Genomic DNA, 25,250 nt, shown 5'->3' on the forward strand with positions numbered 1-25,250 from the left:
CATGCGGCGGTGCACCTCTAGAAATTGTGAAGCGATATATCCAGAATCAGTCAGGGGGCGCTATCCCTCCCCACCGTATAGACGGTGGGGAATCCCGCGCCTTACGTTGAACAAAGCCTGGGCCAGATGCCGCCGCAGGTGCATCTGCAGATGGCCGATGCCACCCAGTTGCCTTATGGGGATCGCTGTTTCGATGTGGTGATCACCGTGCATGTGTTGCACCTCATCCGCGAGTGGCAACAGGCAATCGCCGAGATCCGGCGCGTGCTCAAGCCAAGTGGGGTCTATCTCTACGGCTACGGCGGGCGGGTGACGAGTGCCCGCCACTCCTTTGAGCTGCGATGGGCCCAAATTCTGGCGGAGCTGGGATTTGAGCCACAACAGGTGGGGGCCAATGCCGAGCAGGTGGAGGCGTTTTTGTGGGCTCAAGGGGCCCATGGGCAGCAGGTAACGGCGGCAGAGTGGCAGACGACCTTCACTGCCCAAGCCTTGTTTGAGCAATACGCCCAGCGCTGTTACAGCAGCTCCTGGTCGGTCCCAGAAGCGATCTTTCAGGCGGCCATCGCCCGCTTGCAAGCCTGGTTTCAAGATACCTATCCCAACCCCAATGCGGTGCTGCTGGGGGAGAGCCGGTTCCAAATGCTGCTGGCCCGCTATCCCTAGGCGGCTCTGGAAGTGGGGATGCGATCCTGAAAATCCTGTTGGTCGAACAGGTACACCGTGCGAATCGGGTAGGGGATGACCAATCCGGCCCGGTCGCAGGCCTGCTTAAGGGCGATCATCACCTGGGTGCGAACGCGGCGCACCTCTGCCTTGCGGGGCCGAGTCCAGTAGCGCACCACACAGTTGATAGAGCTGTCGCCAAAGCCGACGATGTCCAGCTCAAAGGGGGGCTCCGCCAGCACCCCCTCCACACCTTGCATCGTCTCCCGGAACACCTCCAAGGCTTTGGGCAGGGGCGTGTTGTGATCCAGGCGAATCTCCAGATCGGTGCGGCGAAAGGGGCGATCGGTTAAGACCGTGATCGGGCTGGTAAACACAACAGCATTGGGGATCACCACCCGTTCTCCTTGGTAGGTGCGAATCTGGGTGGAGCGAATGCTGATTTCTTCAACTGTACCTTCAAAATCTCCGACGACAATCTGGTTATTGAGTTGAAAAGGTTCGTTCAAAAGCAGCAGCACGCCCGCCAGGAAGTTCTTGAAAATATCTTGAAAAGCAAAACCGATGGCCACCGATCCTAACCCCAACAGCCCGATCAGATCTCCCAAGCGCAGATCTGGGAAAGCCACCACGCTGGCTGCCAGGATCCCCACCACCCAAGCACCCACTTGGCCGATCTGCACCAGCAACAACTGCAGAGAAGGGCTGGAGATCCACCGACCGGCTGCGGATCCCAGCAGGCGCCGCACGGCCCGAACGCCATAGCGGGTGGCCCAGAGGATCACCGCAGCAATCAAGAAGCCCGGCAACAGCTCGATGCCTCGCCCCACCATCTCCAAAAGACTGCGGTTGATGGTTTGAAGTAGTTCGTTCATATCTTTGCCCTTGCTACGCTATCGACCACGATGAACGCCAGATCACTCTATAACACCGTTGAACTGCGGCGGGAACACTCAATTAGGACTCAGGGAGGCCCTCTGGGGGTTCCGCCTCAGCTAGTATCCGCCACCGCTGAGGTTCTGCTGCGCTTGCTACCCTGAACAGAGCCACTCTGCCGCAAGATGAAGTTCAGGGTAACGAGGGCAGCATGGCCAACTACGACTGGATTGTCATCGGCGGCGGGATCACCGGAGCGGCCTTGAGCTACGAGCTGGCCCGTCAAGGGGGATCCGTTCTCCTCATAGAGAAGGAAGCGCTGCCGCCCAGTGCCACGCGCTACAGCTACGGTGGCCTGGCCCATTGGGCGGGGAAAACCCCCCTGCTCAAAGCTTTGGGGGAAGAAGGGATCCAACGCTACCGCATCCTGTCAGAGGAGCTGGAGGCGGATATTCACTTTCGCGAGCTGGATCTGCTCCTGCCGATTGCCCCTGGCCACCAGCTAGAAGCTGTCGAAGCAGATCTGGCCGACTGTCGCATCCCACCCCGGCGGATTTCTGTAGAGACGGCCTGTGAGCTGGAGCCCCTCTTGCATCCGGCGGCCCTAGAGGGTGTGCTCTGGGCCCGGCATGGCCACATTCACCCCTGGCTGACGACGCTGGCTTTTCAGAAGGCTTTTCAACGCCTGGGGGGATCCCTGCTTTTGCAAACCGTGACGGGCCTGCGGCGACAGGGGCAGCACATTACGGGCGTGGAGACCGATACAGGCTTCTATGGCGCAGCCCAGGTGGTGGTGTGCGCCGGCGGCTGGACGCGGGCTCTGTTGCGCCAGGCCGGGATCCGGGCCCCTATCTACTTCACCCACGCCGAATCCCTCGAGCTGAAGCCTGCAGAGGTGCGGTTGAGAACCATCGTCATGAGCGCGCCCGTGCGGCGTTTGGAGCTGGAGCGGCAAGCGGCCCACCCCGACCGGGATCCCTTTTGGGATGAGCCGGGGCAGGAGCTCTGCCCGCCGATTTTGGATGTCGGGATCCTGCAATTTGTGGACGGCAGCATTCGCCTGGGCCAGATCAGCCGGGTGCTGACGGATCCCATGGCCGAGGTGGATGCCGCTGCCAGCGAAGCCCAGATCCGGGAACAGGCCGGTCGCTACCTGCCCCAGGTGGCCCGCCTGCCCGGGCGGTGGTATCACTGCTTGGTGGCCTTCAGCGCCGATCACCAGCCTCTGGTCGGATCCCTGCCCGGCTGGGAAGGCCTGCAACTGTTTTCCGGCTTCAGCAACCCTTTGGCCATCGTGCCAGCCCTGGCCCGTCGTTTCGCCCAACAGGCTTATGGACAAGTGGACGAATGGATCCCTGCTCTGTCTCCGGGGCGGTTTGTCCAGGTTTTGAGTTGAATACCTTGCCTGTCGATTGTCAATGGCCATCGCCGAACAGCTCTGAGATACGGCTATCCCATCTGCCGCATAATGGAAGCCGGGGATTTTCCGCGTCGGACATGATGCTCAACAGTGTGCCCAGTGCCATCGATCTCAGCCAAAAGCGCATCTTGCTCACGGGGGGCAGCGGCTTTTTGGGCAAACATGTGCTGCAGCAGTTGCAAGTGCTGGGGGTGAAGCCGGAGCAGGTGCGGATCCCGCGCTCCCGCACCCACGACCTGCGCCGCTGGGAAGTCTGCCAAGAGGTGGTGCAGGGGCAAGATATCGTCATCCATTTGGCGGCCCACGTGGGCGGCATCGGCCTCAACCAGGCCAAGCCGGCGGAGCTTTTCTACGACAACCTGATCATGGGATCCCAGCTCATCCACGCCGCCTATCTAGCTGGGGTGGAGAAGTTTGTCTGCGTGGGCACCATCTGCGCCTATCCCAAGTTCACCCCCGTCCCCTTCAAGGAAGAAGATCTCTGGAACGGCTACCCGGAGGAGACCAACGCCCCCTACGGCATCGCCAAGAAAGCCCTGCTGGTGCAACTGCAGGCCTACCGGCAGCAATATGGCTTCAACGGCATCTACCTCCTGCCGGTGAACCTCTACGGCCCCATGGACAACTTCGATCCGGAAAGCTCCCACGTGATCCCGGCCTTGATCCGCAAGGTCCACGAGGCGCAGCAGCGGGGCCAGAACTACGTCGAGGTGTGGGGAGATGGCAGCCCCACCCGCGAGTTTTTCTACGCCGAAGATGCCGCCCGCGGCATTCTCCTGGCCACCCAGCTCTACAACAGCTCCGAGCCCTTGAACCTGGGCACCGGCGAGGAGATCTCCATCCGAGATCTGATTGCCCTCATCTGCGAGCTGATGGAGTTTCGGGGCGAGATCCGCTGGCAAACGGACAAGCCCAACGGCCAGCCGCGCCGCTGCCTGGACATCTCCAAGGCCCGCGAGAGGATTGGTTTTGTGGCCAAGGTGGGGCTGCGGGAGGGGCTGCAGCGCACCATCGATTGGTACCGCCGCCACGCGCCAGCCGGCTAGGCGACAACCTGGCTCTCCAGACGGCCATCTTCCATGTGCAGCACCCGGTCGGCGATGTCGAGGATGCGGTTGTCGTGGGTCACCATCAGGATGGTGCAGCCCTGCTCCCGCGCCAACTTCTCCATCAGGGTCACCACCTCGCGGCCCGACTTGCTGTCCAGGGCTGCCGTCGGCTCATCCGCCAGCACCAATTTGGGGTGGCTGACCAGGGCCCGCGCGATGGCCACCCGCTGCTTCTGCCCACCCGAAAGCTGCTCAGGGTAGTAGTGGACGCGATCCTCGAGACCCACCGCCGCCAGCATCGCTTCCGCCCGCTCTTGGGCTTCCTGGGCGGAAAGGCCGTTGTGCAGCTCCAGAGCCATACGCACATTTTGGGCTGCCGTCAGGGAGCGCAGCAGGTTGTGGGCCTGGAAGATGTACCCCACCTGGCGGCGGATCTGGATGAGGGTGTTGGGCTGGGCGCCCCGCAGCTCCTGCCCCAACACCCGCAAGCTGCCCTCCTGCACCGAGCGCAAAGCCCCCAGGAGCGTGAGCAGCGTGGTCTTGCCGGAGCCGGAGGGGCCGGTCAACAACACGATCTCCCCCGGCTGCAAAACGAAGTTGATGTCAAAAAGCACTTGCTTGCGCAGGGATCCCTCGCCGAAGTAGTGGTTCACCCCTTCGGCCTTGACCACCGGCTCAACGGCATTTTGGGTGGAGGCGAGGGCGGCTTGATCGAGAAGGGAAGGCAGCATAGGGAGCTCAAAATCTCAAACAACTTGGGTTGACAACTTATCGTGGGCCATCATGGAAACTGCCGCGATTGAAACATCCAGAAACCTTTGGCCGGAGATCATTGAAAGGATCCCAGAAGTTTTGGGCAGTTGAGTTCAAGCCATTCAACAATCCATTCCCCCCTCCCCCATGCAACGCCTTGCCAAAACTTTAGAAAATATCGGCGGGATCGGCTGCCCGCAGCCGCCGCACGGCAATGGCTCCTGAGATAAAGCACATACTCACCGCCAGGAGCAGCACCAGCACCGCCCGGTTGAAGGTCATGGCAATTGGCAGCAACGTGGCATTGGCCGTCAAATCGTAGAGCAAAACCGCCAGGGCAAAAGCGGGAATATATCCCAGACCGGCCAGCAAAATAGCTTCTTGAAACACCACCCCCAGCAAGTAAGTATCCGTGTAGCCCATGGCCTTAAGGGTGGCATATTCCGCCAGGTGATCCGACACATCGGTGTAGAGGATCTGATAGACAATCACAATGCCGACGATGAAGCCCATGGCCACCCCCAGGCCGAAAATAAAGCCGATGGCCGTGCCCTCCTCCCAGTAGCTTTGCTCCATATCGATAAACTCTGCCCGCGACAGCACCCGCACATCCTCCGGCAGCAAGGCCCGCATCTGCTGCACCAACGGCTGGGGATCCACTCCCGGCTGCAGTTGCACCACACCGATATCCACGAGGCCGCGCTCCCGCTGGGGAAAAATGCGCAGGAAGTTGAGGTCGCTGGTGAGGATGGTGCCGTCGGCGCCAAAGGTAGCCCCCATCTCAAACAGACCCCCCACCTGGACGCGGCGGTTCCCCACCTCGGTAAAGACCTCTCGACCGGACTCAAACCACTCCGGGATGGGGCCAAACTCGCTGCGGGAGCGGCGGTCGAAGAGCACCACGTCCGCCTTCTTGATCTCCTCCAACTTGTCGGGGGTCAGCTCCGGCAACTCCAGCAGGTCGGCAGAGGGATCCACCCCCACCACAAAGATGCTGCGGGTGCGGCGGGTCTGGGGGTTTTTCCAGAGGGCAAAGCCCACATAGACGGGCGAGATGGCCCGTACCCCCTCAAAGCCCAGTGCCTGGTACAGCCGCCGCTGGGAAAAGGTGTTCATGGCAATGAGGGCGTTGGACTGGGGGCTGACCAGGAAGATCTCCCCTTTGAGGGCGACATGGAAGCGGATGGCGCTCTCCAGCAGGCTGTCTTGGAAGCCCAACTGCATAAACATAAGGATGCAGGCAAAGGCAATGCCCGCCAGGGCCACCAGCAGGCGGATCTTCTCCCGCGTCAACTGCAGCCAGGCCAACGGGATGCGGCGCCCGATAAACGCTACGCTGAACAGGCCGGACATCGTCCCCCCCCTACCCCTCGACCTCGATGGCCACATCCACTTGCAGGTTGGTCAGGCCAGCCACGCGGGCGCTGCTTTCCGGATCCAGGCGGATATACACCTCCACCACACGGGCATCTACATCGGCGGCGGGGTCGGTGTTGAGCACGTCTTTCTTGCCGATTTGCAGGCCCAGGCGCTCGACCCGGCCCTGCAGCGTTTCTGGCAGCGCGCGGTTGCTGATGGTGGCCCGTTGTCCGGGCCGCACCCGCAGGATGTCGGTTTCGTAGACCTCCGCCACCACCATCATCTGGTCGGTGTTGCCCAGCTCGAGGATCCCTTTGTCGGCAGCGATAACTTCCCCAGGATGGGTGTGGATCTTGAGCACCTGGCCGGCCCGGGGGGCGCGGATGAGGGTGCGCTCCAGGCGGGCTTCTGCCAGCTCCAGGTTGCGGGCCAGGGATCCCAGTTGCACTTGCGCTTGGGCCCGCCTCAGCCCTGCTTCAGCGGCTTGCACTTGGGCTTGGGCGTTGCGCAGATCCCGCTCGCGGGCCAGGCGCAGTTGATCCAGAGTGGCCTCAGCGGCCCGCAAGTCCTCCTGCCGTTGCCGCACCAGCAGAGCCTTCTGGTCTAGCTCCTGCTGGGAGATAGCCCCCTCCTGCCACAGGGTCTGAAAGCGAGCCAGGTTGGCCTCAGCATCGGCCAGCTCCGCCCGAAGGCGCTCCACCACCGCCTCTTGGGATCGGATCTGCAACTGTTGCGGTTCGTCTAGACGGTTGAGGCGGGTGCGCGCCTCTTCAACTTGGGCTTGGCCAAAGCGGGTCTCGGCCTCTAGTCGGGCGCGGGCTTCTTGCAGTTGGGCAGCAGCATACTCCCGCTCCGCCAGGCGCTCGCCATAGTTTTCCAGTCGCGCCAACACTTGGCCTGCCACCACGCGATCCCCTTCAGCTACCAACAGCTCTCCTAACCGCTCTCCCGGGGGGCCGGCCACCCGCACCACTTCTCCTTCCGGCTCCAGGCGCCCCAGGGCGCCAATACGGGGGGGCAGCCGGATTTCCACTGTCGCCTCAGCATTTTCTGAGATGGACTGAGTGGCTGCCTGCCGACTCAGGCCCAGCCAGGCTAGGCTGGCACAGCCCAGCAGCGCAGCTCCCGCCGTCCACCAGAGCACCCGCCGATTCATTAGTTCCCCACTCGCTTTGGTTCCGTAGTTGGGCACCGCAAACGTGCAAACGGTTGCTGTGTCGCCAATTCTTTAATAAATGTAAATTTTGCGAGCTGAGGATGTCCAGGTTTTTCCTGGGTGCTTGCTTTTGTTTTTTTTCCTAAATCTGGGTTGATCTGTCGGCCTTGGGCAGCCCTCAGGGGCAAAAGCTACCTAGCCGTAGGAATTCCTGATATGATCTGCCCTGTTTGGTGCCTCTCTGCAGGTGCCGATTTTTTGGGTGTGGTGGCAAGGAGTGAGGTGGAGTTGCGATGGTGGAGACAATTGGAGGAGGGGATCCCGTCACGCCGTCGCCGGTTCATTCTCAGCCTTTGCTCCCGCATCGGGATCCCTTCAATCCCCTGCTTTCCACTTATCACTTTGTGGGCATCGGTGGGGTGGGGATGTCGGCTCTGGCCTACATTTTGGCCAAGCAGGGGTTTCGCGTTTCCGGCTCAGATATTGCCGCCAATGGCCGTACCCGTCGCCTGGAAGCCTTGGGGGTACGCTTTATTCAGGGCCACACTCTAGAGGGTTTGGCCGGGGATCCCCAGGTGGTCTATTCCAGCGCCATCCGCCCCAGCAACCCGGAATTGGCAGCGGCTCTAGACAAGGGACTAAAGGTTTGGCATCGAGCTGATTTACTGGCCGCCTTGTTTAACCATCGCCCCAGCATCGGCGTGGCGGGCACCCACGGCAAGACCACTACTAGCAGTATGATTGGCTATGTGCTGCTGGCGGCGGGCTGGGATCCCACCTTGATTATCGGTGGGGAGATGGATGCCTGGGATGGCAACGCCCGTCTGGGCCAGGGGGAATATTGGGTGGCGGAGGTGGATGAGTCGGATGGATCCCTGGTGCGGCTTTACCCCAAGATTGGCGTGATCACCAACATCGAGCTGGATCACCCCGATCATTACGCCAATCTGGAGCAGGTAATCCGGGCCTTTCAGCAGTACGGGCAGCAGAGCCAAACCCTGGTGGCTTGCCTAGATTGCCCCAACGTGGCCACCCACCTGGCGGTGGACATTGGCTACAGCCTGGCTGGCCATCCCCAAGCCCAGTACCAGGCGCGCGAGATCGTCTGCGCCGCGGATTTTACCTCCGCCGAGATCTGGGAGAGGGGATCCCTCCTCGGCCAGCTCCGCCTGCAGGTGCTGGGATCCCACAACCTCAGCAACGCTTTGGCCGCCGTTGCCGTCGGGAGGCAGTTGGGCCTGGAGTTCCCCGTGATTGCCTCTGCTCTGGCCCAGTTTCGGGGGGTGCAGCGCCGCTTTGAAGCCAAGGGCGAGGTGGGCGGGGTCACCTTTATCGATGACTATGCCCACCATCCCAGCGAGATTCGCGCCACGCTGCGGGCGGCCCATCTGCAGCAGCGGCGGGTGGTGGCGGTGTTTCAGCCTCATCGCCACAGCCGCTTGGCCGCCTTGTTCCAAGATTTTGCCCGCTGCTTCGAGAATGCAGATGTGGTGGTGATCGTGCCCACCTATGGGGCCGGAGAGCCGGCGCCGGAGCGTTCTGACAGCTTGCGGTTGGCCGTGGCGGTGGCGGAGCACCATCCCCAGGTGCGCTACGTGTCCTCTTTGCCGCAATTGCCGCAGGTGTTGGCCTCTGTTTTGCAGCCTGGAGATCTCGCTATTTTTTTGGGCGCAGGTGATCTCAATCAGCAGATAGCCGCTACGATGCGGGCCTATGCGGCTCGGGTGGGGGAACAGCCTCTGGCAGACTTGGGGGAGAAATTGCCGGGGCAAGCGGAGAATGGGATCGGGGAGATGGGGGCTTCTGAGGTATTGGCATCATGACTACAGCTCCCTGCGTGCCCAATACCTCCAGCGTTGCCCGACTCTCTGGACGGATGCAAGCGGCGATCCCGTTGGCCCCTCTGACCAGCTTCCGGGTGGGCGGCAAGGCGGAGTGGTATTGCGAGCCGCACAACAATCTGGAGCTGCAGCAATGTTTGGCCTGGGCGCGGGCGCAAGGGATCCCTGTCACCCTGTTGGGGGCGGGCAGCAACCTGCTCATCAGCGATGCTGGCCTGCCGGGGCTGGTGATCCACACCCGGCGTTTGCGCGGGATGCAACTGTTGGAGGGGGGGAGGATCTGGGCCGCTGCCGGAGAACCTTTGGTTAACCTGGCGCGGGCAGCCGCCAAGCGGGGCTGGAGCGGCTTGGAATGGGCCATCGGGATCCCGGGCACGCTGGGGGGAGCAGTGGTGATGAATGCCGGCGCCCACGGACGCGCCATGGCGGACGTGTTGGTGGAAGTGCAGATTTTGGATGAAGAGCAGGAGCCCTGCCGCTTAGAACCTGTCGATCTGCAATTTGGCTACCGCCGCTCTCGCCTGCAGGACTTGCCCTGGACGGTGACGGGGGCAACGCTGCAGTTACTCCCAGGCCGGGATCCGGCCCAGGTGCAGTGGGAAACCCAGCGCAACCTCAACCAGCGCCTCAGCTCTCAGCCCTATCATCTGCCCAGTTGTGGCAGCGTCTTTCGCAACCCCGAAACTTATCCTGCCGGCTGGTTAATTGAGCAGACCGGTCTAAAGGGCTACCGGATTGGTGGGGCCCAGATCTCCGAGCGCCATGCCAATTTCATCCTCAACTGTGGCCAGGCCAGCGCCAACGACATCTACCGTCTGATTTGCTTGGCCCAAGAAAAGGTTTATCAACGATGGTCGATACTTCTGGAGCCAGAAGTGCGCATCCTGGGATCTTTTGACGATCCTTTGATGAGCTAATTTGGCCTGCTCCGTTTGTTTCTTTGATGATTTGATGATTCTGGTCTTACACTGTTCTCACCAGTCCTTGATGGATCCTCGTTGATTACTTTGCGTCGGCTTATGAGTCAGGATATGGCTACTTTACGTCGTTTAATTCGACGGCTCAATCAGTCCCACACCACCGCAGAAGAACGCCGCTATTTGGTGGAGATCGGCAGTTTGGCTGCCTTGCTCAGCGGGGAAGAAGCGGCTGCCTTAGCTCAGGATCCCACACAGCTCAGCGCCGAGCAGCACTATCGCATTTGGGATTGGGTGCGTCGCTGGGAACGGGAACACCGCCACGAAGACCTGGACTGGGATCCTACTTCAGACCGGCACAACGACTAAAACTCGAAAGGACTCCGCCCGCTACGGGATCCCGGATAGGATCTTAGGACAGAAGCCATCTCCCCAGTCTTACGTCACATGGCTTTATGAAAACCCAGAGACAATGTCTGGCCCTGCACCTGGGAGAATGGCACGGCCTGTTTTGCGAGTATCGACCCACCGCCCACGGCTGGGAACTCGTGGGCCAAAAGCGCAGCCTCATCACCTTTGAGGCTTTGGATTTGGGCGGGATCCGCCAAACCAATGCCTACTATCCCCCGCAGGGATCCCCCACCCCAGAAAGCCGCCAGAGCTGGGTCTATGAGGATTTCTCGCCCGGCTTGCGCTTTTTTCCCGATGGCTCCTTTTCCAACGGGCGGCTGCAACTGGCGCCATTTGGCGATTTTGCTGTCGAGCAGGGCTTCCTCTGGGGGGATCGCAAGGCGCGGCTGGTGCAACAGTGGGATCCCCAGGGCCGCTTGGTGGGGGTGACCGTCATCTTGGAGCGGCGCGGCCAAGCGCTGGATCTTGCTGCCGACTTTCCCTCACTTACCAAAGCGCAACTGGGCCTGGCCCTGCAAGGGCGATGGCGGGGGATCGCCCAGAGCTTTTCTGCAGTTGATAGCCTGCCCAGCGAAACTGAAGTTCAGTTTTGGGGGGAAGAGGAAACAGGGATCCGGGCTCCCTTGCCGGGGGGGCTGTGGATGGGCGGGCCAGATCCCTTGCCCATCCCCACCCTGCATCGGGATCGCCGCTTTTCCGTCAGCCTAGGCTGGTTTCCGGAAGGGCCGGAAGGCCGCCACCTGCTGCGCCTGGTGCGGGACTACGACGAGGGCGGCGCCTGGCAACGGGTTACGCTGACCCGGCTGGAACGGGATCCTGGGTGAGAAAGGTGCAAACCTGGGCAAACACCGTCTCCCGCTCACAGTCCAACGTGAGAATGTGGTCGGAGTGCTCCAGCCAATGCAGGCTCTTCTGGGCGGATCCCAGTTCTTGATAAAGCCACGCTGCTTGTTCAGGATCCACCACCGTATCTTGGCGCGGTTGCAGGATAAGGGTGGGAACTTGGATGCTGGCTACTTCCCCCCTGACCCGCTCGATGAGCTCAAGAGCGCTGCGCACTGCCGTCAGATGGAAGCTGTGAAAATAGGCCACTTTTTCTGCCAGCGCGCGGACATCGCCATCCCGAATCGGCAGGCGGAAGCGAGGGACATCTTCCAAGAGCCAGCCCAGGCTGTTGAGGTACTGCTCTGGGCGAAAGAGATAGTACCAGTGGTGGCGAATGGCAAAAAACGGCGCCAGCAGCACCAATTTGTGGACAGGATGGGCAAAGGCCAGGTGCAACGCCAGCAGGCAGCCGGTGGAAAACCCCACCAGCGAAACACGCGGGTACTCCTGCCGTAGGGCTAGGTAATGTTCCAAAACCCGCCCGTACCAGTCGGTCCAGCGGGAAGGGGGCATGCGGGGTGCTGGACGCTCGTGGCCAGGGTAGTTAAACCCCTGCACCGTCAGGCCGGCTGCCAGCAGCCGCTCCGCCAGCCACTGCAACTCGTAGACGCCACCCCCCAACCCATGGAGCAGCAGGCAGGCGTGCTCCCTTGATCCCCGCCACAGAAAAGGCTCGTTGCTCAGCATCAAAACCTCGCCTCAAGACTTGACCCAGGTCAGGACAGGATCCCTTTTTAACCCAGAGCAATATCCAGCAGCAGCATCACCACAAACCCACTGAGAACGCCAAAGGTGCCCTCCCGCTCCAGCCCCTGCCGATGCGACTCAGGGATGATCTCATCTGAGATCACAAACAACATTGCCCCGGCGGCAAAGGCCATGCCCCAGGGCAACAAGGACTGCGCCAGAGAAACCACTGTCGCTCCCAGGATGCCGCCGATGGGCTCCACCAGCCCGGTCAGCAGGGCAATGGCAAAAGCAAATAGCCGCGAGTACCCCTGGCCTGCCAGCGACAAGGCCACCACCAGCCCTTCCGGCATGTTCTGCAGGCCGATCCCCAGTGCCAGCACCAACCCATCGCCGACTTGGCCGGTGGCAAACCCCACCCCCACTGCCAGGCCTTCTGGGAAGTTGTGCAGGGCAATGGCGATGATAAAAAGCCAGATCCGCTTTAGATGGGCGCGGTTCTCCCCTTCGATCCCTTTAAAGAAGTGCTCGTGGGGAAGAAGCTGGTGGGCACTCTCCAGGAAGATCGCCCCCAGCAACAGGCCCGCCACCATCACCACGGCCGCCCCCAACTGGGAATATCCCAGTGCCAGCGCCGCCTCGGTGCCCGGCACCAGCAGCGAAAACGAGGTGGCGGCCAACATCACCCCACCCCCAAACCCCAGCAGGATCCCTTGCACCCTCGCCGAGAGCGAGGGGAGAAACAGCGCCGGCAAAGCCCCCAGCCCCGTTGCTAATCCGGCCACAAAGCTGGCCAGGGATCCCGTTGCAATTGGATGCACAAGCCACTCTCCGTCAAGGCCCAATGCCTCTCAATTTTCCCCCATCCGCCGGCTCTTTCTCCTCGACGGCTGAAGATGGTTCTTTGGCTGCTGAGGCGCAGCTTGCAACCTTCCCCACAGGTGTCGTAGGCGGATCCCCGCTCTGGAGCTCGTTACCCTGCCAAGCACCAGACAACCCGGGTGTCAATGTTTTTCGTCACTTTCAATAGACTCGTCTTGGTGCTAGGCTCTCTGGAACTGAGCTGCCGCCCCTGCGGAAAACGCGTTGCCGATTACAGCGTCTAAAGGTGTTCAGCTTGCAGTTAGTCCTTCAAAAGCAGCTCGGCAATTTGAATGGCGTTGAGGGCTGCTCCTTTGCGGATCTGATCCCCGCACAGCCACAGCTCTAGGGCTTTGGGCTCGGAGATATCCTGGCGGATGCGGCCCACGGCCACTTCATCTTTGCCGGCTACATCAATGGGCATGGGGAAGCGGTTGCGTTCCCAATCTTCGATAAGCACCACCCCAGGAGCCTGGGCCAAGATTTGCCGAGCTTGTTCCACCGGGAAGGGCTGCTCGAACTCCAGGTTGAGGGCCTCGGCGTGGGTGCGCAGCACCGGTACCCGCACGCAGGTAGCCGTCAGCCGTAGGTGGGGGGATCCCATAATTTTGCGGGATTCGTTGACCATCTTCATCTCTTCCTGGCAGTAGCCGTTTTCTTGCAGGGGGCTGTTGTGGAGGAAGAGGTTGAAGGCAATGGGATAGGGGAACACCTGCGGCTGCAACGGTTGGCCTTGCAGGTAGGCGCGGGTTTGCTCCTCCAGCTCCACCATGGCGCGGGCCCCGGCCCCGCTAGCGGACTGGTAGGTGGCAGCCACCACGCGGCGCAGTGGGATGTGGCGATGCAGCGGGTAGATGGCCACGCACATTAGGATGGTGGTGCAGTTGGGGTTGGCGAGGATCCCCTGGTGGCGGAAGGCTTCCTGGGGGTTGACCTCCGGCACCACCAGCGGGACATCGGGATCCAGGCGAAAGGCGCTGGAGTTGTCGATTAGCACTGCCCCTGCCTCGACGATGGTCTTGGCCCAAGTTTTGGAAACACTTGCCCCGGCAGAGGCCAACACCAGATCCAGACCCCGAAAGGACGCTTCTGCAACCGGCTCCACCGGGATCCGTTCTCCCTTGAAGGTCAAGTGGGTGCCCGCCGAGCGGGGCGAGGCCAACAGCTTCAGCTCTGCCACCGGAAAGCGGCGCTCTTCCAGCAGCTTTAGCAGCTCCATTCCTACGGCTCCTGTGGCCCCCAAGATGGCTACCCGTTGTTGCCGTCCCATGCTTTCTTGTCCTCAGGTCTTCCTAATTCTAGGGTTCAAGAGGTTCCTGTCATTGCGGCCAGAGCGGCCTGCACATCCGCCAGCTCAACTTGATCGGTCAGCTCCGCTTGGCCAATCCGGCGGGGCAGAACGAAGCGGATCCGCCCTTGCTTGACTTTTTTGTCTGCCTGCAGCGCCTGCAGCACCGCCTCCCAAGGGATCCCGGCGGGCCAGTGGCTGGGCAGCCCTGCCCTTTCGATAAGGCGTCGCTGCCGCTCGGCCTCAGTCGCGCTCCACCACCCCAGGCGACGGGCGATCTCCCCCGCAGCCACCATGCCGATGGCAACGGCCTCCCCGTGCAGGTAGCGGCGGTAGCCGGTAACGGCTTCCAGGGCATGGCCGAGGGTGTGGCCGTAGTTGAGGATGGCCCGCAGGCCCCCCTCTCGTTCGTCCTGTTGTACCACCCAGGCTTTGCACTCGGCACAGCGGCGCAGCAGATAGTGCAGGTCGGCGGGAGCAAAGTCGGCATAGCGGCTCAGCTTGGGCCGGTCTTGCAAAAACTCAAACAGGTCGGCAGCCTGGATGACGCCGTATTTGATCACTTCCGCCAGGGCAGAGGTAAATTCCCGCCGGGGCAGGGTCTGCAACACCGTTGGATCGATCCACACCAGGCGCGGCTGGTAGAAGGCCCCAATTAGGTTTTTCCCACCAGGATGGTTGACGCCGGTCTTGCCGCCGATGGCCGCATCCACCATGGCCAAAAGCGAGGTGGGCACCTGCACCCAAGGGATCCCGCGCAGCCAGGTGGCGGCAGCAAACCCCACCATATCCCCGATTACCCCGCCTCCCAGGGCCACGAGGGTGGAAGAGCGCTCCAGGCCAAAGCTCAAGGCAGCATCGTAGATCTTGGCCACCGAGCGCAGGGTCTTGTAGCGCTCGCCGGCGGGCAACAGAAAAAGATGAGCGGCAAACCCGGCTTGCTGCAACCCTTGCATCAACTTTTCGGCAAAATGCTTGGCAATACCCGGATGGCTCACCACCAGCGCCTTGCCGGCTAGCCCCAAAGCTCGCATCTGGGATCCCAACTGGCTGAGGCTGTGGCCGCCGGAACCTGCGGGGGACTGGATGAGAATGTCGTAGGAGCCGTGGGGAAGCTTGACAGGGACTAGACAGGGATCCATAGGTGCTGCTGTTGGAAGGGTTGGGATCCAGTGTGGCATGGTCTTTCAGGCAGGTGCGGGTTATCCCTACAGTTATCTGCACTACAAAGTTGTATCTCTTGCTACGAAACGAGACCCAGTTCTATGATGGAGATGGCCAGGCAAGTCCAGATTCCTTCTGGCCCTCCGGTGCATCCCATTCATCCCACCTGTAGGTTAAGCCATGCCCACTTTACAAGCCACCCACTATGCGGTTGAGGCTATTCAGGAGGAAGCTCGTCGCCTCATCCGGGAGGGGGTTCTGCGCCGCTCTGAAGCCATTTCCCACCTGCAGCCTTTTTTCCCACAGCGGGAGTGGCAGGCAATTGCCCAGGAGTTGGAGCTGCAAGACTACTGCCCCTCGGATCCCCTCTGCGATTTAATCGGCGATTGCGAGGAATGGGGCGAAGACTAATCTCGCTCTGCTGAGGATATCCAGCAGGCAGCGTCGGTGGCTCGCCGGCGCTTCGCTTTTTATCCGGTATTTTTTCTCTCTCCAATCTGTTGGCGGTCGAGCTGGATGAACTATAGTCAGTAATTAAACATCCTGTTTCTCCGGGTTCACATGGGTCAGACTGCTGTCCTTGCCACCTCAGATAGAGGTCTTGACCTAAACAGCCTCGACTTTGAGGTGCCGGGATGGCTGCGCGCTTTGCTTTCCGGTGCTGAGGATCCCGGCGATGGGCTGCGGCCCTACACGGCTGAAGAAGCCGATCTGCTGCGCCGTGCCTTTGAGTTTTCCTATTGTTTGCATCAGGGCCAAAAACGCAAATCAGGGGATCCCTACATTGCCCATCCAGTAGCCGTGGCTACGCTCCTGCGAGAGCTGGGGGGAGATGCGGTGACGGTGGCAGCGGGCCTTTTGCACGATGTTGTCGAAGATACAGAGGTCACCCTAGAGGCGCTGGAAGCCGAATTCGGCTCAGAAGTTCGTCTACTGGTAGAGGGAGTTACCAAACTTTCTAAGTTCAATTTCTCCAGCAAAACCGAGCAGCAGGCCGAAAATTTCCGCCGCATGTTTGTGGCCATGGCCAAAGACATTCGAGTCATCGTGGTCAAGCTGGCGGATCGCTTACACAACATGCGCACGCTGCAGTACCTCTCCCCCAGCAAGCAACGGCAAATTGCGGCCGAAACGATGGAAATTTTTGCCCCTCTGGCCAACCGACTGGGGATCTGGCATTTCAAGTGGGAGCTGGAGGATCTGGCTTTTAAGTATTTGGATTACGAAGCCTACCGAAAGATCCAGGAATTGGTCAACGCCAAGCGCGCCGAGCGAGAGGCGGAGATCCAAGCTTTTATCGAAGAGCTGCGTCAAAACCTCATCCAAGCGGGGCTGGAACATTTTGAGATCAGCGGGCGGCCCAAACATCTGTACAGCATTTACCGCAAGATGCAGCAGCAGCGCAAAGAATTTCACGAGATTTACGATCTCTCGGCAGTGCGGGTAATCGTGCAGACCAACAGCGAGTGCTATCGGGTGCTGGCGGTCGTTCACAACTGCTTCCGCCCTATCCCTGGGCGCTTCAAAGACTACATTGGCTTGCCCAAGGCCAATCGCTACCAATCTTTGCATACGGCGGTGATCGGCCCGCAGGGAAGACCGGTGGAGGTGCAGATCCGCACCGAAGAGATGCACCGCGTGGCCGAGTACGGGATCGCCGCCCACTGGAAGTACAAGGAGGCTGGCAGCACCACCGTTAGGCCGGACGAGGAGCGCTTTACCTGGCTGCGGCAGCTACTGGAGTGGCAAAACGACCTCAAAGACGACAAAGAGTATCTGGAGACCATTCGCGAGAACTTGTTTGAGAGCGAGGTTTACGTTTTCACGCCCAAAGGGGATTTGCTGGCTTTGCCGCAGGGATCCTGTCCGGTGGACTTCGCCTATCGCATCCACTCCGAAGTTGGGGATCACTGTGCGGGGGCGCGGGTCAACAACAAGATCGTGCCTTTGGATACCCGCCTGCGCAATGGGGATATTGTGCAGATCATCACGCACAAAAATGCCCATCCCAGCTTGGACTGGATCAATTTCGTTGCCACCAGCTCGGCCCGCAATCGCATTCGCCAATGGTTTAAGCGCTCGAATCGCGAGCAAAACATCGCCCGGGGTCGGCATTTGCTGGAGCGGGAGCTGGGCAAAACGGGCTTTGATGCCCTGCTCAAATCCGAGCGGATGCAAAAGGTGGCCGAGAAGCTCAACTACGCCAGCGTAGAGGATTTGTTGGCGGCTCTCGGCTATGGCGAGACAACCCCCACGCTGGTGCTCCATCGGCTACAGGAGGTCAGCAAACCGGCAGTCTCTCCCCCCACAGAGGCAGGAGCGATCGAGGGATCCAAGCTGTTGTTGCCGCGGCCTGGGGCGGCTTCTGGCTCCCGCAAATCCCAGTCCCCCATTTTGGGGGTGGAGGGCCTGAAACACCAGTTGGCCAAGTGTTGTAACCCGCTGCCCGGGGATCCGATCTTGGGCGTGGTCACCCGCTTCAAGGGCATTAGCATCCATCACCAGGACTGCCCGCGGGTGGCCCAAGTTTCGGGAGAACGTTTGGTGCCGGTGCGCTGGAATGAAGAGCAACTGCAGCAAAATGCTCAGATTTACCCGGTAGAACTGCATCTGGAAGTCATCGACCGCGTCGGGGTGTTGCGGGATATCCTGTCCCGTCTGTCGGATCAGAGCATCAATGTTCGCAACGCCAAGGTACAAACTTTTGCCAACCGCACTGCCCTGATCGATCTCTGTATCGATGTGCGCGACAAAAAGCAACTGACCCAAATTCAGAATCAACTGCGCCAGCTTTCCGACGTGCTCGTGCTGCGCTCCCGCCATTACCAGAATGGATCCCGTTGACCTACACCCGACCCTCCACGGCTACGGGTTCTTGACACCATCCCCTCGCAACCGGATCCCCTGCTCTGGGTCAGGTGTTGTCCCGCCCCGATCCCTACCGCCTTTAGTCTTGGCTGTCCTGCCAAGAGTACCTGCAAGCTCACCGGCAGCCAAGCAGAGCCGATCAAGCCAAAAGACAAGATCCAGGCTCTCTTCGCCAGCCTGTGGAAAAGCTGTGGAAATCCAGCGAAGCCTGCCCAAGCTCCGGTGGAGTCCCCAGCCATATTTAGGGGGAGGACTCACTACGTTAGGGGATCTCACGCTGATCGTGTGTTAAATTTTATGAATTTGTCAGGAAATAGCAACATTTGCATCCCTTCAGCCTGTGGAAAACCTGTGGAAAAACCCCAAAAACCTGTGGAAAACCTGTGGAAAAACCCCCCAAGTTATTAACAGGTATAAATACCCTGTGGAAAAACGGCCAAGTTATCCACAGTTTTTCCACAGGTGGGGAATAAGCTCAAAGGCTGATGGCGCAAGGGGTTGGCGATCACTTTCCACAGTTTCCACAGCCCCTACTACTACTAGATCAAAAAATTAAATTAGATAGGGATCGTGGTTTCTAGCTTGATCCCGCGCGCGCGAGAAAATTTTTTTTGCAAAACTCGTCTTGGCAAGGCAGGATCCGATCGGGGCAGTCGGTGTAGGATGTGCCTGTGCAGCCTTCAAGTGCTCCCCATGGTGCAAGCTCAACGTCCTGTGGATCGAGAACTGGAAACCGAGTCGTTCGCGCTGGCCCGGCGCAGCGGCAAGGCTGGCGGCCCCTATGGTGGGGAGAGCCGCTTTGATGAGGCTGCCGACCTGTCCCAACATGGCTTCAGCTTTACCTGTGAGCAAGCCGATCTCAGCCACCACCTCGCTTCCGTTGGACGAGCGGTTGCCAGCCGCCCTGCCCTGCCGGTTTTGGCCAATGTCTTGGTGGAGGCGAGCGGGGAAACTCAACGGGTTGCCCTGACCGCCTTTGACTTGAACTTGTGTATTCGCAGCGAGTTCGAGGCGCAGGTGAAGGGATCCGGTCGCATCACTCTGCCTGCCAAGTTGCTCGGCGATATCGTCAGCCGTCTGCCCAGCGGCCCGATGAGTCTTAGGGTGAGCAACCAAGCCCAGGAGGGTGCCCCTGTGATTCTCACGTCGGCAGCCGGCCAGTACCAAGTGCGGGGCATGTCGGCTGAAGAATACCCCACCTTGCCGGAGATACCGCTTCGTGCCGCCGCTGCGGATGGCGATCTGGCGGGGCAGGAAGGCGCAGCAGCTCAGGCCCTGGAGCTGCCCATCGAGAGCCTGTTGCAAGGGATCGGCCAAACCCTCTTTGCGGCCTCTGGGGATGAGACCAAGCAGGTGCTTACGGGGGTTCATGTCAAGCTCTTGGCGGGGGATCCCCCTTGCTTAGAGTTTGCGGCCACCGACGGGCATCGTCTGGCCATGGTGCAGGTGGAGGCAGACGGGATCCCGGTGGTGGCCAACCTGGGGTTGGATTTCACCATCCCTGCTCGTACTTTGCGAGAGTTGGAGCGCATCCTCGCCGCACAGACTGCGACATCGACGGTGGAATTGCGGTTTGACCGATCCCAGGTGCAATTTGTTCTGCCCCCTGGCGCCCAGTGCCAACAGCGGATCACCAGCCGCCTGTTGGAAGGCCAATATCCCGACTACAATCGCCTGATCCCGCGGCAGTTTGAGCGGCATGTGACCCTGGAGCGTCGGCCTTTGATCGAGTCCTTGGAGCGGGTGGGGGTGCTGGCTGCCCAGCGGAACGACATCATCAAGTTCAGCCTTTCTGAGGCAACCCAAACCCTACGCATCAGCACCGAGGCGCCCGATGTGGGCAGTGGCGAGGAATCTCTGCCGGTACAGATGTCCGGCCCTGACCTGGAGCTGGCTTTTAATGTGCGCTACCTGCTGGACGCCCTTAAGGTGTTTCAGACCCAGCAGGTGAGCCTGGAGCTGAACGGCGCCACCCAGCCGGCCATCTGGAAGCCGATTGGAGCGACGCGCCTCTGCTATTTGGTCATGCCGGTTCAACTGCGGGCTACCTAGCCCACCCAAGCCCGACCCAAGTCGAAGATTGGCCCCAGCGGCTAAACCAGGTAGATGCCGACACAGCTCAAACAAAGCGGTGGGTAAACTCTTGGATCAAGTCCACCCGCCCTTTGCGCAAAACGGCCGGATCCAGGCGCTCGGTCGTGTTGCAGGTCATCAACACCACCAGCCTCTGCCTGCAGTCGAGATAATCGGGATCGAGCACGCTTTGGTGAAGGGTGCCATCCAGCAGGCTGAGGATGCGTTCGGTTTTGGTGCTCTGCTGGGCCACCTCGCTGGCTCGGTCTTGGGCGAGGTTATCGGCTTCGTTGATGATCAAGCAGACCCGCTCCAGGTAGGGGGGCGCGATGAACTCCTGTACGGCTTCGTGATCCAAGATAAACACCACATAGCCCAGGGGCACCAGCAGCTCGTGGGCCACCGCTTGCGTCCAGGCCGTTTTACCCGTACCTGGGATCCCGTGCACCAAGACCGCCAATCGCTCCTGCTGTAGAATCTGCTGTTGAACTTGATCGGTAAAGGCCTGAATTTCGGCGGGAAAAGAACTGATTGGATAGGGGCTGTAGACTTGCCCGATCCGGCTTTGGTAGCCGCTCACCATCACCGCCAGATTGTAAGTAACCTTGCGAATTAAGGGCCTGAGATCCACGCCCAGCAGGGTGTAGCGGCGACGGTTGTGATAGGCGGTCTGAACTTGCAGCCAAATCTGGTGCTCTGGCCAGAAGGCATAGGTGGTGCCCGGGCTGCTGATTTCCTCCCAACTGCTGAAACGCTCGACCGGATAGTAGAAGTAGCGCTCCATATAGAATTGCACGATCTGCGCCGGTCGCCCCAGATGCGCCAAAACTCTGAGAACGGTCATTTCCTGCAGGCGCCTTAAAACGTAATCGATGGGAATTTGATCGCGGCTCACCTGCTGCCGAATCGGCGTCTCCGTGGAGAGCTGATCTTGAAATACTGCATAGTCGGGGCCGGGCAGAGGTGGGGTGATGCTATTCCAAAACTCTTCGATCTCGTAACGGGTATTCTCTGAAAATAAGTTGAGAAAGTTGGCCAGCGGGCTGTACTCTCTACGTCCTACTGCATTGGCAACATCGCTGCACACATCCAAAAATTTCTCGGCCAACGCCCAGGGATCCCGCATCGCCAGTTGCCAGAAATACTCGGCATCGAAATGGCGGTACAGGGGCTTCCACCCAGATTGCAGTAGGTTGTAGCTGTTGGCCTGCCGGTAGCCGGGGTAATAGTCTTCGTAATCGTTATCCATGCAGGGTTAGGGTCTGAGAAGAGGGAAACCAATAGGAGGTGCTAGGGCGTGGACGCCTGACGCTCTTCAGCCCAGCACTGGGATCCCAAGAAAGAGGGTAAGACGTGTATGCCGGCTTGCGTCCCCGGCCCGGAGACAACAGCCCCACCGTTTTCCGGTGCCGGCTCAGGCCCAAGGGTAGGGATCCCCAGATCCTGTTGGAAAAGGATATCCAAATTAGGTAGAGAGGGCTTCCAAATTGTTGCTGCAGGCTGCAGAGGTGGGATGGGCTCGGAGAGCAGCTTGGGCGTTGCGGCGCAGCCGGTGGGCCTTGAGGCGGCGCAGGGCAGAGGCGGGGAAGCGGCGGTCGAACTCCTCGTCGCCGAGCCGCGCCAGTTCTTGGAGATCGGGGGCAACGTTCCAAGGGTAAGGCTGAAAATCCGGGATCCGGCTGGGGCGGGCAAAGCGCTGGTTCCAAGGGCAGACCTCTTGGCAGATGTCGCAGCCGGCCACCCAATTGTGCAGGTTCTGGGCAATTTCGGCAGGGATCCGCTCGGCATGGCTCTCTAAGGTGTGGTAGGCAATGCAGCGGCGGGAATCCACCACCCCTGAGCTGACAATGGCCTGGGTGGGGCAGGCTTCCAGGCAGCGGCTGCAGGTGCCGCAGTGGGCAGTATGGGGACGGTCGGGAAGCAGGGGGAGAGTTGTCAAGATCACCCCCAGGAAAACCCAGGAGCCGTACTCGCGGGTGAGCAAGAGGCCGTTTTTGCCAATCCAGCCCAAGCCCGCCCGCATGGCCCAGGGCTTTTCCGCCACCGGGCCGGTATCCACGTAGAATCGGCCTCGATAATCCGGGAACTGAGCTTGCATCCAGAGGTGGAGCTGCTTCAGCCGCCGCCCCAGCACGCGGTGGTAGTCCCGCCCCCAGGCATAGCGGGAGATTTTGCCCTTGCCCGGATCCCGACTGTGGCAGATGGGGGTGTAGTAGTTGAGGGCCACACAGACCAGAGATTGCACCCCCGGCAGCACCCGCTCTGGATCCATTCGCCGCGGATCGGCCATCCAGGCCATGGCGGCGGCCATGCCCGCCGCCAGCCAGGCCCGCAAGCCCGCCAAGTCAGGGGGATCCGCCGCGCTGGCGATGCCGACTTTGTCAAAGCCCAGCGCCAGCGCCTGCTGCTTCACCTGCTCGGTAGCTCTGGCCCAGTCGGCTGTTGCTCCCACGGTCGGCCCCGGCAACTCTAGGGCTATTCTGGCAGACCCATCACCTGGCGGTAGCGGGCCTCCAGTTGTGCTGCCTGCTGCGAGCGACGGAAGGGATCCCAGTGGCTGTGCTCGAACAGCTCCTGCCGCAACTGGGCCACGTCCACCGTCGTTACCTCGCCGTTGGCCACCACCCGTTTCCCTCTAACCCAGACGCTGTGCACCACCTGGGTGGGCCGGCCCAGCACCAGCAGCCCGATGGGATCGGTACGGGGCAACAGCGACAGTTGGGTGAGATCGTAAAGCACCAGATCCGCCTGCTTGCCCACCTCCAGGGATCCCAGCTTCTCTCCCAGCCCTAGGCCAATGGCCCCACCGCGGGAGGCCATCTCGACGCTCTCGCGGGGCGAGATCCAGTGGCGGTAGTCGGGATCCGTGATGTTGTGCAGGATGGTGCCGATTTTAATGGCCTCCAAGAGATCCTGGGAGTCATTGCTGGCGGATCCATCGCAGCCAAAGGCCACATTCACCCCCGCCCGCCGGTACTTGAGGATGGGGGCGATGCCGCTGCCCAGGCGCAGGTTGCTCAAGGGGTTGTGGACAACCGTAGAGCCGGTGCGGGCCAAGATCTCGATATCGGCATCGGTAAGCCAGACGCAGTGGGCCAGCGAGGTTCTCCGGTCTAGGTAGCCCAAGCGCTCCAGGTGCTCGACTGCGCTGCAGCCGTATTTTTCCTGGGCCAACCTCTGCTGGGCGCGGGTTTCCAGCAGGTGGGCATGGCGGGGGAGGTCATACTTCTGGCTCAACTCCGCGCAGCCCTCAAACAGCTTGTCAGAACAGAGTTGGATGCCGGTGGGGGCCACCATCAGGGTGATGCCCTCTTCCGGGCGGTGGTACTTCTCAACCGCCTCTTCCACCAGGGCCAGCACCTCTGAGGTGCTCAGGGGATAGGCTGCCGCCTCGCCAGCGAAGGATGAACCGCCGGGCAGGCAGGTGGAGAGGGCCTGATCCTGAAGCAGGGGACCGATGAAGGCGCGGATCCCGACTTCTCGGTAGGCCCGCACTGCCGCCTCGAGGGTGGCCAGCTCCTGGCCGGGGATGAGGATGAGATGATCCACTACCGTCGTGCCGCCGCTGAGCAGGGTCTCTACTGCCGTCGCCAGGGCGCTGAGGTAGATCTTTTCCGGATCCGGCGGCGCGTACTCGTGCAGTTGTGCCAGCCACAGCTCCAGCGGGTAGGGCGGGATGATCCCTCTTTGCCACAGCTCGGAAGAATGGGTGTGGGCATTGACAAAGCCCGGCAGCAAGAGTTGGTTGCCGGCCTCCAGCTCTAGGCTGTCTGTGCCCGTTGCGGGTAACCCTTTATCGATAGCAGCAATCCGTTCCCCCTCGATGCGCACATCTGTGGTTTCGTAGCCTGTGCCGGTGGGGATCAACGCATTGCGTAGGATACAGCTCATGCCCAAGATCCAAAATGACCGCCTGTCACCCTAGCGTGTTGTAGTTGGCCGTGCCAAGGCAAAAAATAGGGAAACTCCATCCAGAAAGCCTCAACCTGCTCAGCCGGCTTGCCATGGTGGGAGAAGCAGAGTGGCACTGCTGCCGCCCACTGGGGTGAATTCAGGGATCCATCGGCAATAGAGCTATTTTTTCTTCTTGCTGGAGCCTTTTTTGGCTGGCTTGCTCTCGGCAACCGGTTCAGGAACAACCACCTCAGCAGTAGGCTCGGCAGCAGCTTGGTCAGCGACAGGTTCTGCCCCTTGCGCTGGCTCTGCCGGCTTGAGACCGGCCTGAGCAGCCACTTCAGCGGCAAAATCCGCTTCCTGTTTCTCGATCCCTTCTCCCAAGACAAAGCGCACGAAGCGCCGCACCCGGATGTTTTCCCCTAGCTTGGCAATGTGCTGCTTCACCAGTTCCTCTACGGTAATCGAGGAATCTTTAATAAAGGGCTGATCCAGCAGAGACAACTCCTTCAGGCGCTTCTCGATGCGGCCCTGCACGATCTTCTCGCGTATGTTCTCCGGCTTGTTGGCCAGATCCTCTTTGCCCATTTCGATGGCTTTTTCCCGCTCCACCACCTCGGCAGGGATCTGGTCAACGCTGACGTACTCTACGTTTTGGCAGGCGGCAATTTGCTTGGCGATGTCTTGCACCAGTTTCTTAAAATCTTCGTTGCGGGCCACAAAATCCGTCTCGCAGTTCACCTCCACGAGCACACCAATCCGATTGCCGAAGTGGATGTAGCTATCGACTACTCCCTCTGCCGCGACGCGACCGGCCTTTTTGGCTGCCCCCGCCAACCCTTTCTGTCGCAGCCAGGTGATGGCTTTGTCCATGTCGCCCCCCGACTCTTCCAGGGCTTTTTTGCAGTCCATCATGCCTGCGCCCGTCTTTTCGCGCAGCTCTTTGACCAGCTTGGCGTCAACTTTGGCATCAATACTCATGAGGGTTCCTCGAATGAAAGAACGAGAAGGACGTGGCCGAATGGGAGTGAGAACGAGTAAGCTTGGGCAAAATTGTAAGCCTAGATTCAAGAATACGAGCTTCT

21 protein-coding genes and 1 pseudogene are annotated in these 25,250 nt (G+C 60.5%); 10 read left to right on the top strand and 12 right to left on the bottom strand.

The genetic code is table 11. The annotated features are described in order from the left end of the window. Positions 1-126 precede the first annotated feature (126 nt). Positions 127-663 carry a class I SAM-dependent methyltransferase gene (locus NW826_RS08055; protein WP_414509862.1) on the top strand — a complete coding sequence of 179 codons (537 nt, stop codon included), beginning with the start codon at positions 127-129 and terminating at the stop codon, positions 661-663. Here NW826_RS08055 and NW826_RS08060 read toward each other — a convergent pair. Continuing rightward, positions 660-1,538 (bottom strand): mechanosensitive ion channel family protein, encoded by an 879-nt coding sequence (locus NW826_RS08060; RefSeq protein ID WP_414509863.1) that lies wholly within the window; start codon positions 1,536-1,538, stop codon positions 660-662. The two genes, NW826_RS08055 and NW826_RS08060, sit on opposite strands and share 4 nt — an antisense overlap. Positions 1,539-1,750: 212 nt before the next feature. Here NW826_RS08060 and NW826_RS08065 point away from each other — a divergent pair, with 212 nt between their 5' ends. Both NW826_RS08065 and NW826_RS08070 read left to right on the top strand, forming a co-directional pair. Further along, positions 1,751-2,935 carry an NAD(P)/FAD-dependent oxidoreductase gene (locus NW826_RS08065; protein WP_414509864.1) on the top strand — a complete coding sequence of 395 codons (1,185 nt, stop codon included), beginning with the start codon at positions 1,751-1,753 and terminating at the stop codon, positions 2,933-2,935. A 101-nt stretch (positions 2,936-3,036) separates the two neighbouring features. After that, complete coding sequence (locus NW826_RS08070) at positions 3,037-4,005, top strand: GDP-L-fucose synthase family protein (RefSeq protein ID WP_414335395.1); 969 nt, start codon at positions 3,037-3,039, stop codon at positions 4,003-4,005. Here the strand turns inward: NW826_RS08070 and NW826_RS08075 are convergent. From NW826_RS08075 to NW826_RS08085, 3 genes are all read right to left on the bottom strand, one after another. Beyond that, on the bottom strand, positions 4,002-4,739 hold the full coding sequence (locus tag NW826_RS08075; protein ID WP_414335393.1) for a DevA family ABC transporter ATP-binding protein: 738 nt from the start codon (positions 4,737-4,739) through the stop codon (positions 4,002-4,004). The two genes, NW826_RS08070 and NW826_RS08075, sit on opposite strands and share 4 nt — an antisense overlap. Positions 4,740-4,929: 190 nt before the next feature. After that, entirely contained in the window at positions 4,930-6,114 is a 1,185-nt protein-coding gene (gene devC, locus NW826_RS08080; RefSeq protein ID WP_414335391.1) for an ABC transporter permease DevC, read from the bottom strand. 10 nt (positions 6,115-6,124) lie between these two features. Next, on the bottom strand, positions 6,125-7,276 hold the full coding sequence (locus NW826_RS08085) for an ABC exporter membrane fusion protein (RefSeq protein ID WP_414509865.1): 1,152 nt from the start codon (positions 7,274-7,276) through the stop codon (positions 6,125-6,127). Between the two features lie 293 nt (positions 7,277-7,569). Here NW826_RS08085 and murC point away from each other — a divergent pair, with 293 nt between their 5' ends. The 4 genes from murC to NW826_RS08105 all read left to right on the top strand — a co-directional run bounded on the left by murC (position 7,570) and on the right by NW826_RS08105 (position 11,269). Next, positions 7,570-9,099 (top strand): UDP-N-acetylmuramate--L-alanine ligase, encoded by a 1,530-nt coding sequence (gene murC / locus NW826_RS08090; protein WP_414509866.1) that lies wholly within the window; start codon positions 7,570-7,572, stop codon positions 9,097-9,099. Then, positions 9,096-10,034 (top strand): UDP-N-acetylmuramate dehydrogenase, encoded by a 939-nt coding sequence (gene murB / locus NW826_RS08095; RefSeq protein ID WP_414336521.1) that lies wholly within the window; start codon positions 9,096-9,098, stop codon positions 10,032-10,034. The genes murC and murB overlap by 4 nt, the downstream gene beginning before the upstream one ends. A gap of 114 nt (positions 10,035-10,148) precedes the next feature. Continuing rightward, complete coding sequence (locus NW826_RS08100) at positions 10,149-10,403, top strand: hypothetical protein (RefSeq protein WP_414335383.1); 255 nt, start codon at positions 10,149-10,151, stop codon at positions 10,401-10,403. An 86-nt stretch (positions 10,404-10,489) separates the two neighbouring features. Further along, positions 10,490-11,269 carry a DUF3598 family protein gene (locus NW826_RS08105; RefSeq protein WP_414509867.1) on the top strand — a complete coding sequence of 260 codons (780 nt, stop codon included), beginning with the start codon at positions 10,490-10,492 and terminating at the stop codon, positions 11,267-11,269. On the opposite strand, the gene NW826_RS08110 is transcribed toward NW826_RS08105, so the two are convergent. The 4 genes from NW826_RS08110 to aroB form a co-directional block, all read right to left on the bottom strand. Next, a complete protein-coding gene (locus tag NW826_RS08110; protein ID WP_414335379.1) occupies positions 11,235-12,017 on the bottom strand; it encodes an alpha/beta hydrolase in 783 nt (260 codons plus the stop codon). The two genes, NW826_RS08105 and NW826_RS08110, sit on opposite strands and share 35 nt — an antisense overlap. Positions 12,018-12,064: 47 nt before the next feature. Next, positions 12,065-12,838, bottom strand: a complete 774-nt coding sequence (locus NW826_RS08115; RefSeq protein WP_414509868.1) for a ZIP family metal transporter — start codon at positions 12,836-12,838, stop codon at positions 12,065-12,067. A gap of 302 nt (positions 12,839-13,140) precedes the next feature. Next, a complete protein-coding gene (locus tag NW826_RS08120) occupies positions 13,141-14,148 on the bottom strand; it encodes an aspartate-semialdehyde dehydrogenase (RefSeq protein ID WP_414363966.1) in 1,008 nt (335 codons plus the stop codon). A gap of 35 nt (positions 14,149-14,183) precedes the next feature. Next, the gene (aroB, locus tag NW826_RS08125) at positions 14,184-15,308 is read right to left on the bottom strand and encodes a 3-dehydroquinate synthase (RefSeq protein WP_414509869.1); all 1,125 of its coding nucleotides are present in this window, start codon (positions 15,306-15,308) and stop codon (positions 14,184-14,186) included. A gap of 202 nt (positions 15,309-15,510) precedes the next feature. Here aroB and NW826_RS08130 point away from each other — a divergent pair, with 202 nt between their 5' ends. The 3 genes from NW826_RS08130 to dnaN all read left to right on the top strand — a co-directional run bounded on the left by NW826_RS08130 (position 15,511) and on the right by dnaN (position 20,250). After that, complete coding sequence (locus NW826_RS08130; protein ID WP_414334190.1) at positions 15,511-15,741, top strand: DUF4327 family protein; 231 nt, start codon at positions 15,511-15,513, stop codon at positions 15,739-15,741. Between the two features lie 150 nt (positions 15,742-15,891). Then, on the top strand, positions 15,892-18,174 hold the full coding sequence (locus NW826_RS08135; RefSeq protein ID WP_414509870.1) for a RelA/SpoT family protein: 2,283 nt from the start codon (positions 15,892-15,894) through the stop codon (positions 18,172-18,174). Positions 18,175-18,891: 717 nt separating this feature from the next. Further along, positions 18,892-20,250 (top strand): DNA polymerase III subunit beta, encoded by a 1,359-nt coding sequence (gene dnaN, locus NW826_RS08140; RefSeq protein WP_414334187.1) that lies wholly within the window; start codon positions 18,892-18,894, stop codon positions 20,248-20,250. A 67-nt stretch (positions 20,251-20,317) separates the two neighbouring features. Here the strand turns inward: dnaN and NW826_RS08145 are convergent, their stop codons facing one another. The 4 genes and pseudogenes from NW826_RS08145 to tsf all read right to left on the bottom strand — a co-directional run. Continuing rightward, positions 20,318-21,520 (bottom strand): AAA family ATPase, encoded by a 1,203-nt coding sequence (locus NW826_RS08145; RefSeq protein ID WP_414509871.1) that lies wholly within the window; start codon positions 21,518-21,520, stop codon positions 20,318-20,320. 216 nt (positions 21,521-21,736) lie between these two features. Further along, positions 21,737-22,738: a tRNA epoxyqueuosine(34) reductase QueG gene (gene queG, locus NW826_RS08150; protein WP_414509872.1), complete on the bottom strand. Its 1,002-nt coding sequence runs from the start codon at positions 22,736-22,738 to the stop codon at positions 21,737-21,739. 8 nt (positions 22,739-22,746) lie between these two features. Continuing rightward, positions 22,747-24,162 carry an amidohydrolase gene (locus NW826_RS08155; protein WP_414509873.1) on the bottom strand — a complete coding sequence of 472 codons (1,416 nt, stop codon included), beginning with the start codon at positions 24,160-24,162 and terminating at the stop codon, positions 22,747-22,749. Positions 24,163-24,489: 327 nt separating this feature from the next. Next, a pseudogene (gene tsf, locus NW826_RS08160) lies at positions 24,490-25,146 on the bottom strand (translation elongation factor Ts); the annotation flags it as partial. Positions 25,147-25,250 lie beyond the last annotated feature (104 nt).

This window comes from Synechococcus sp. OH20, assembly GCF_047502685.1.
Classification (GTDB): Bacteria; Cyanobacteriota; Cyanobacteriia; order Thermostichales; family Thermostichaceae; genus Thermostichus.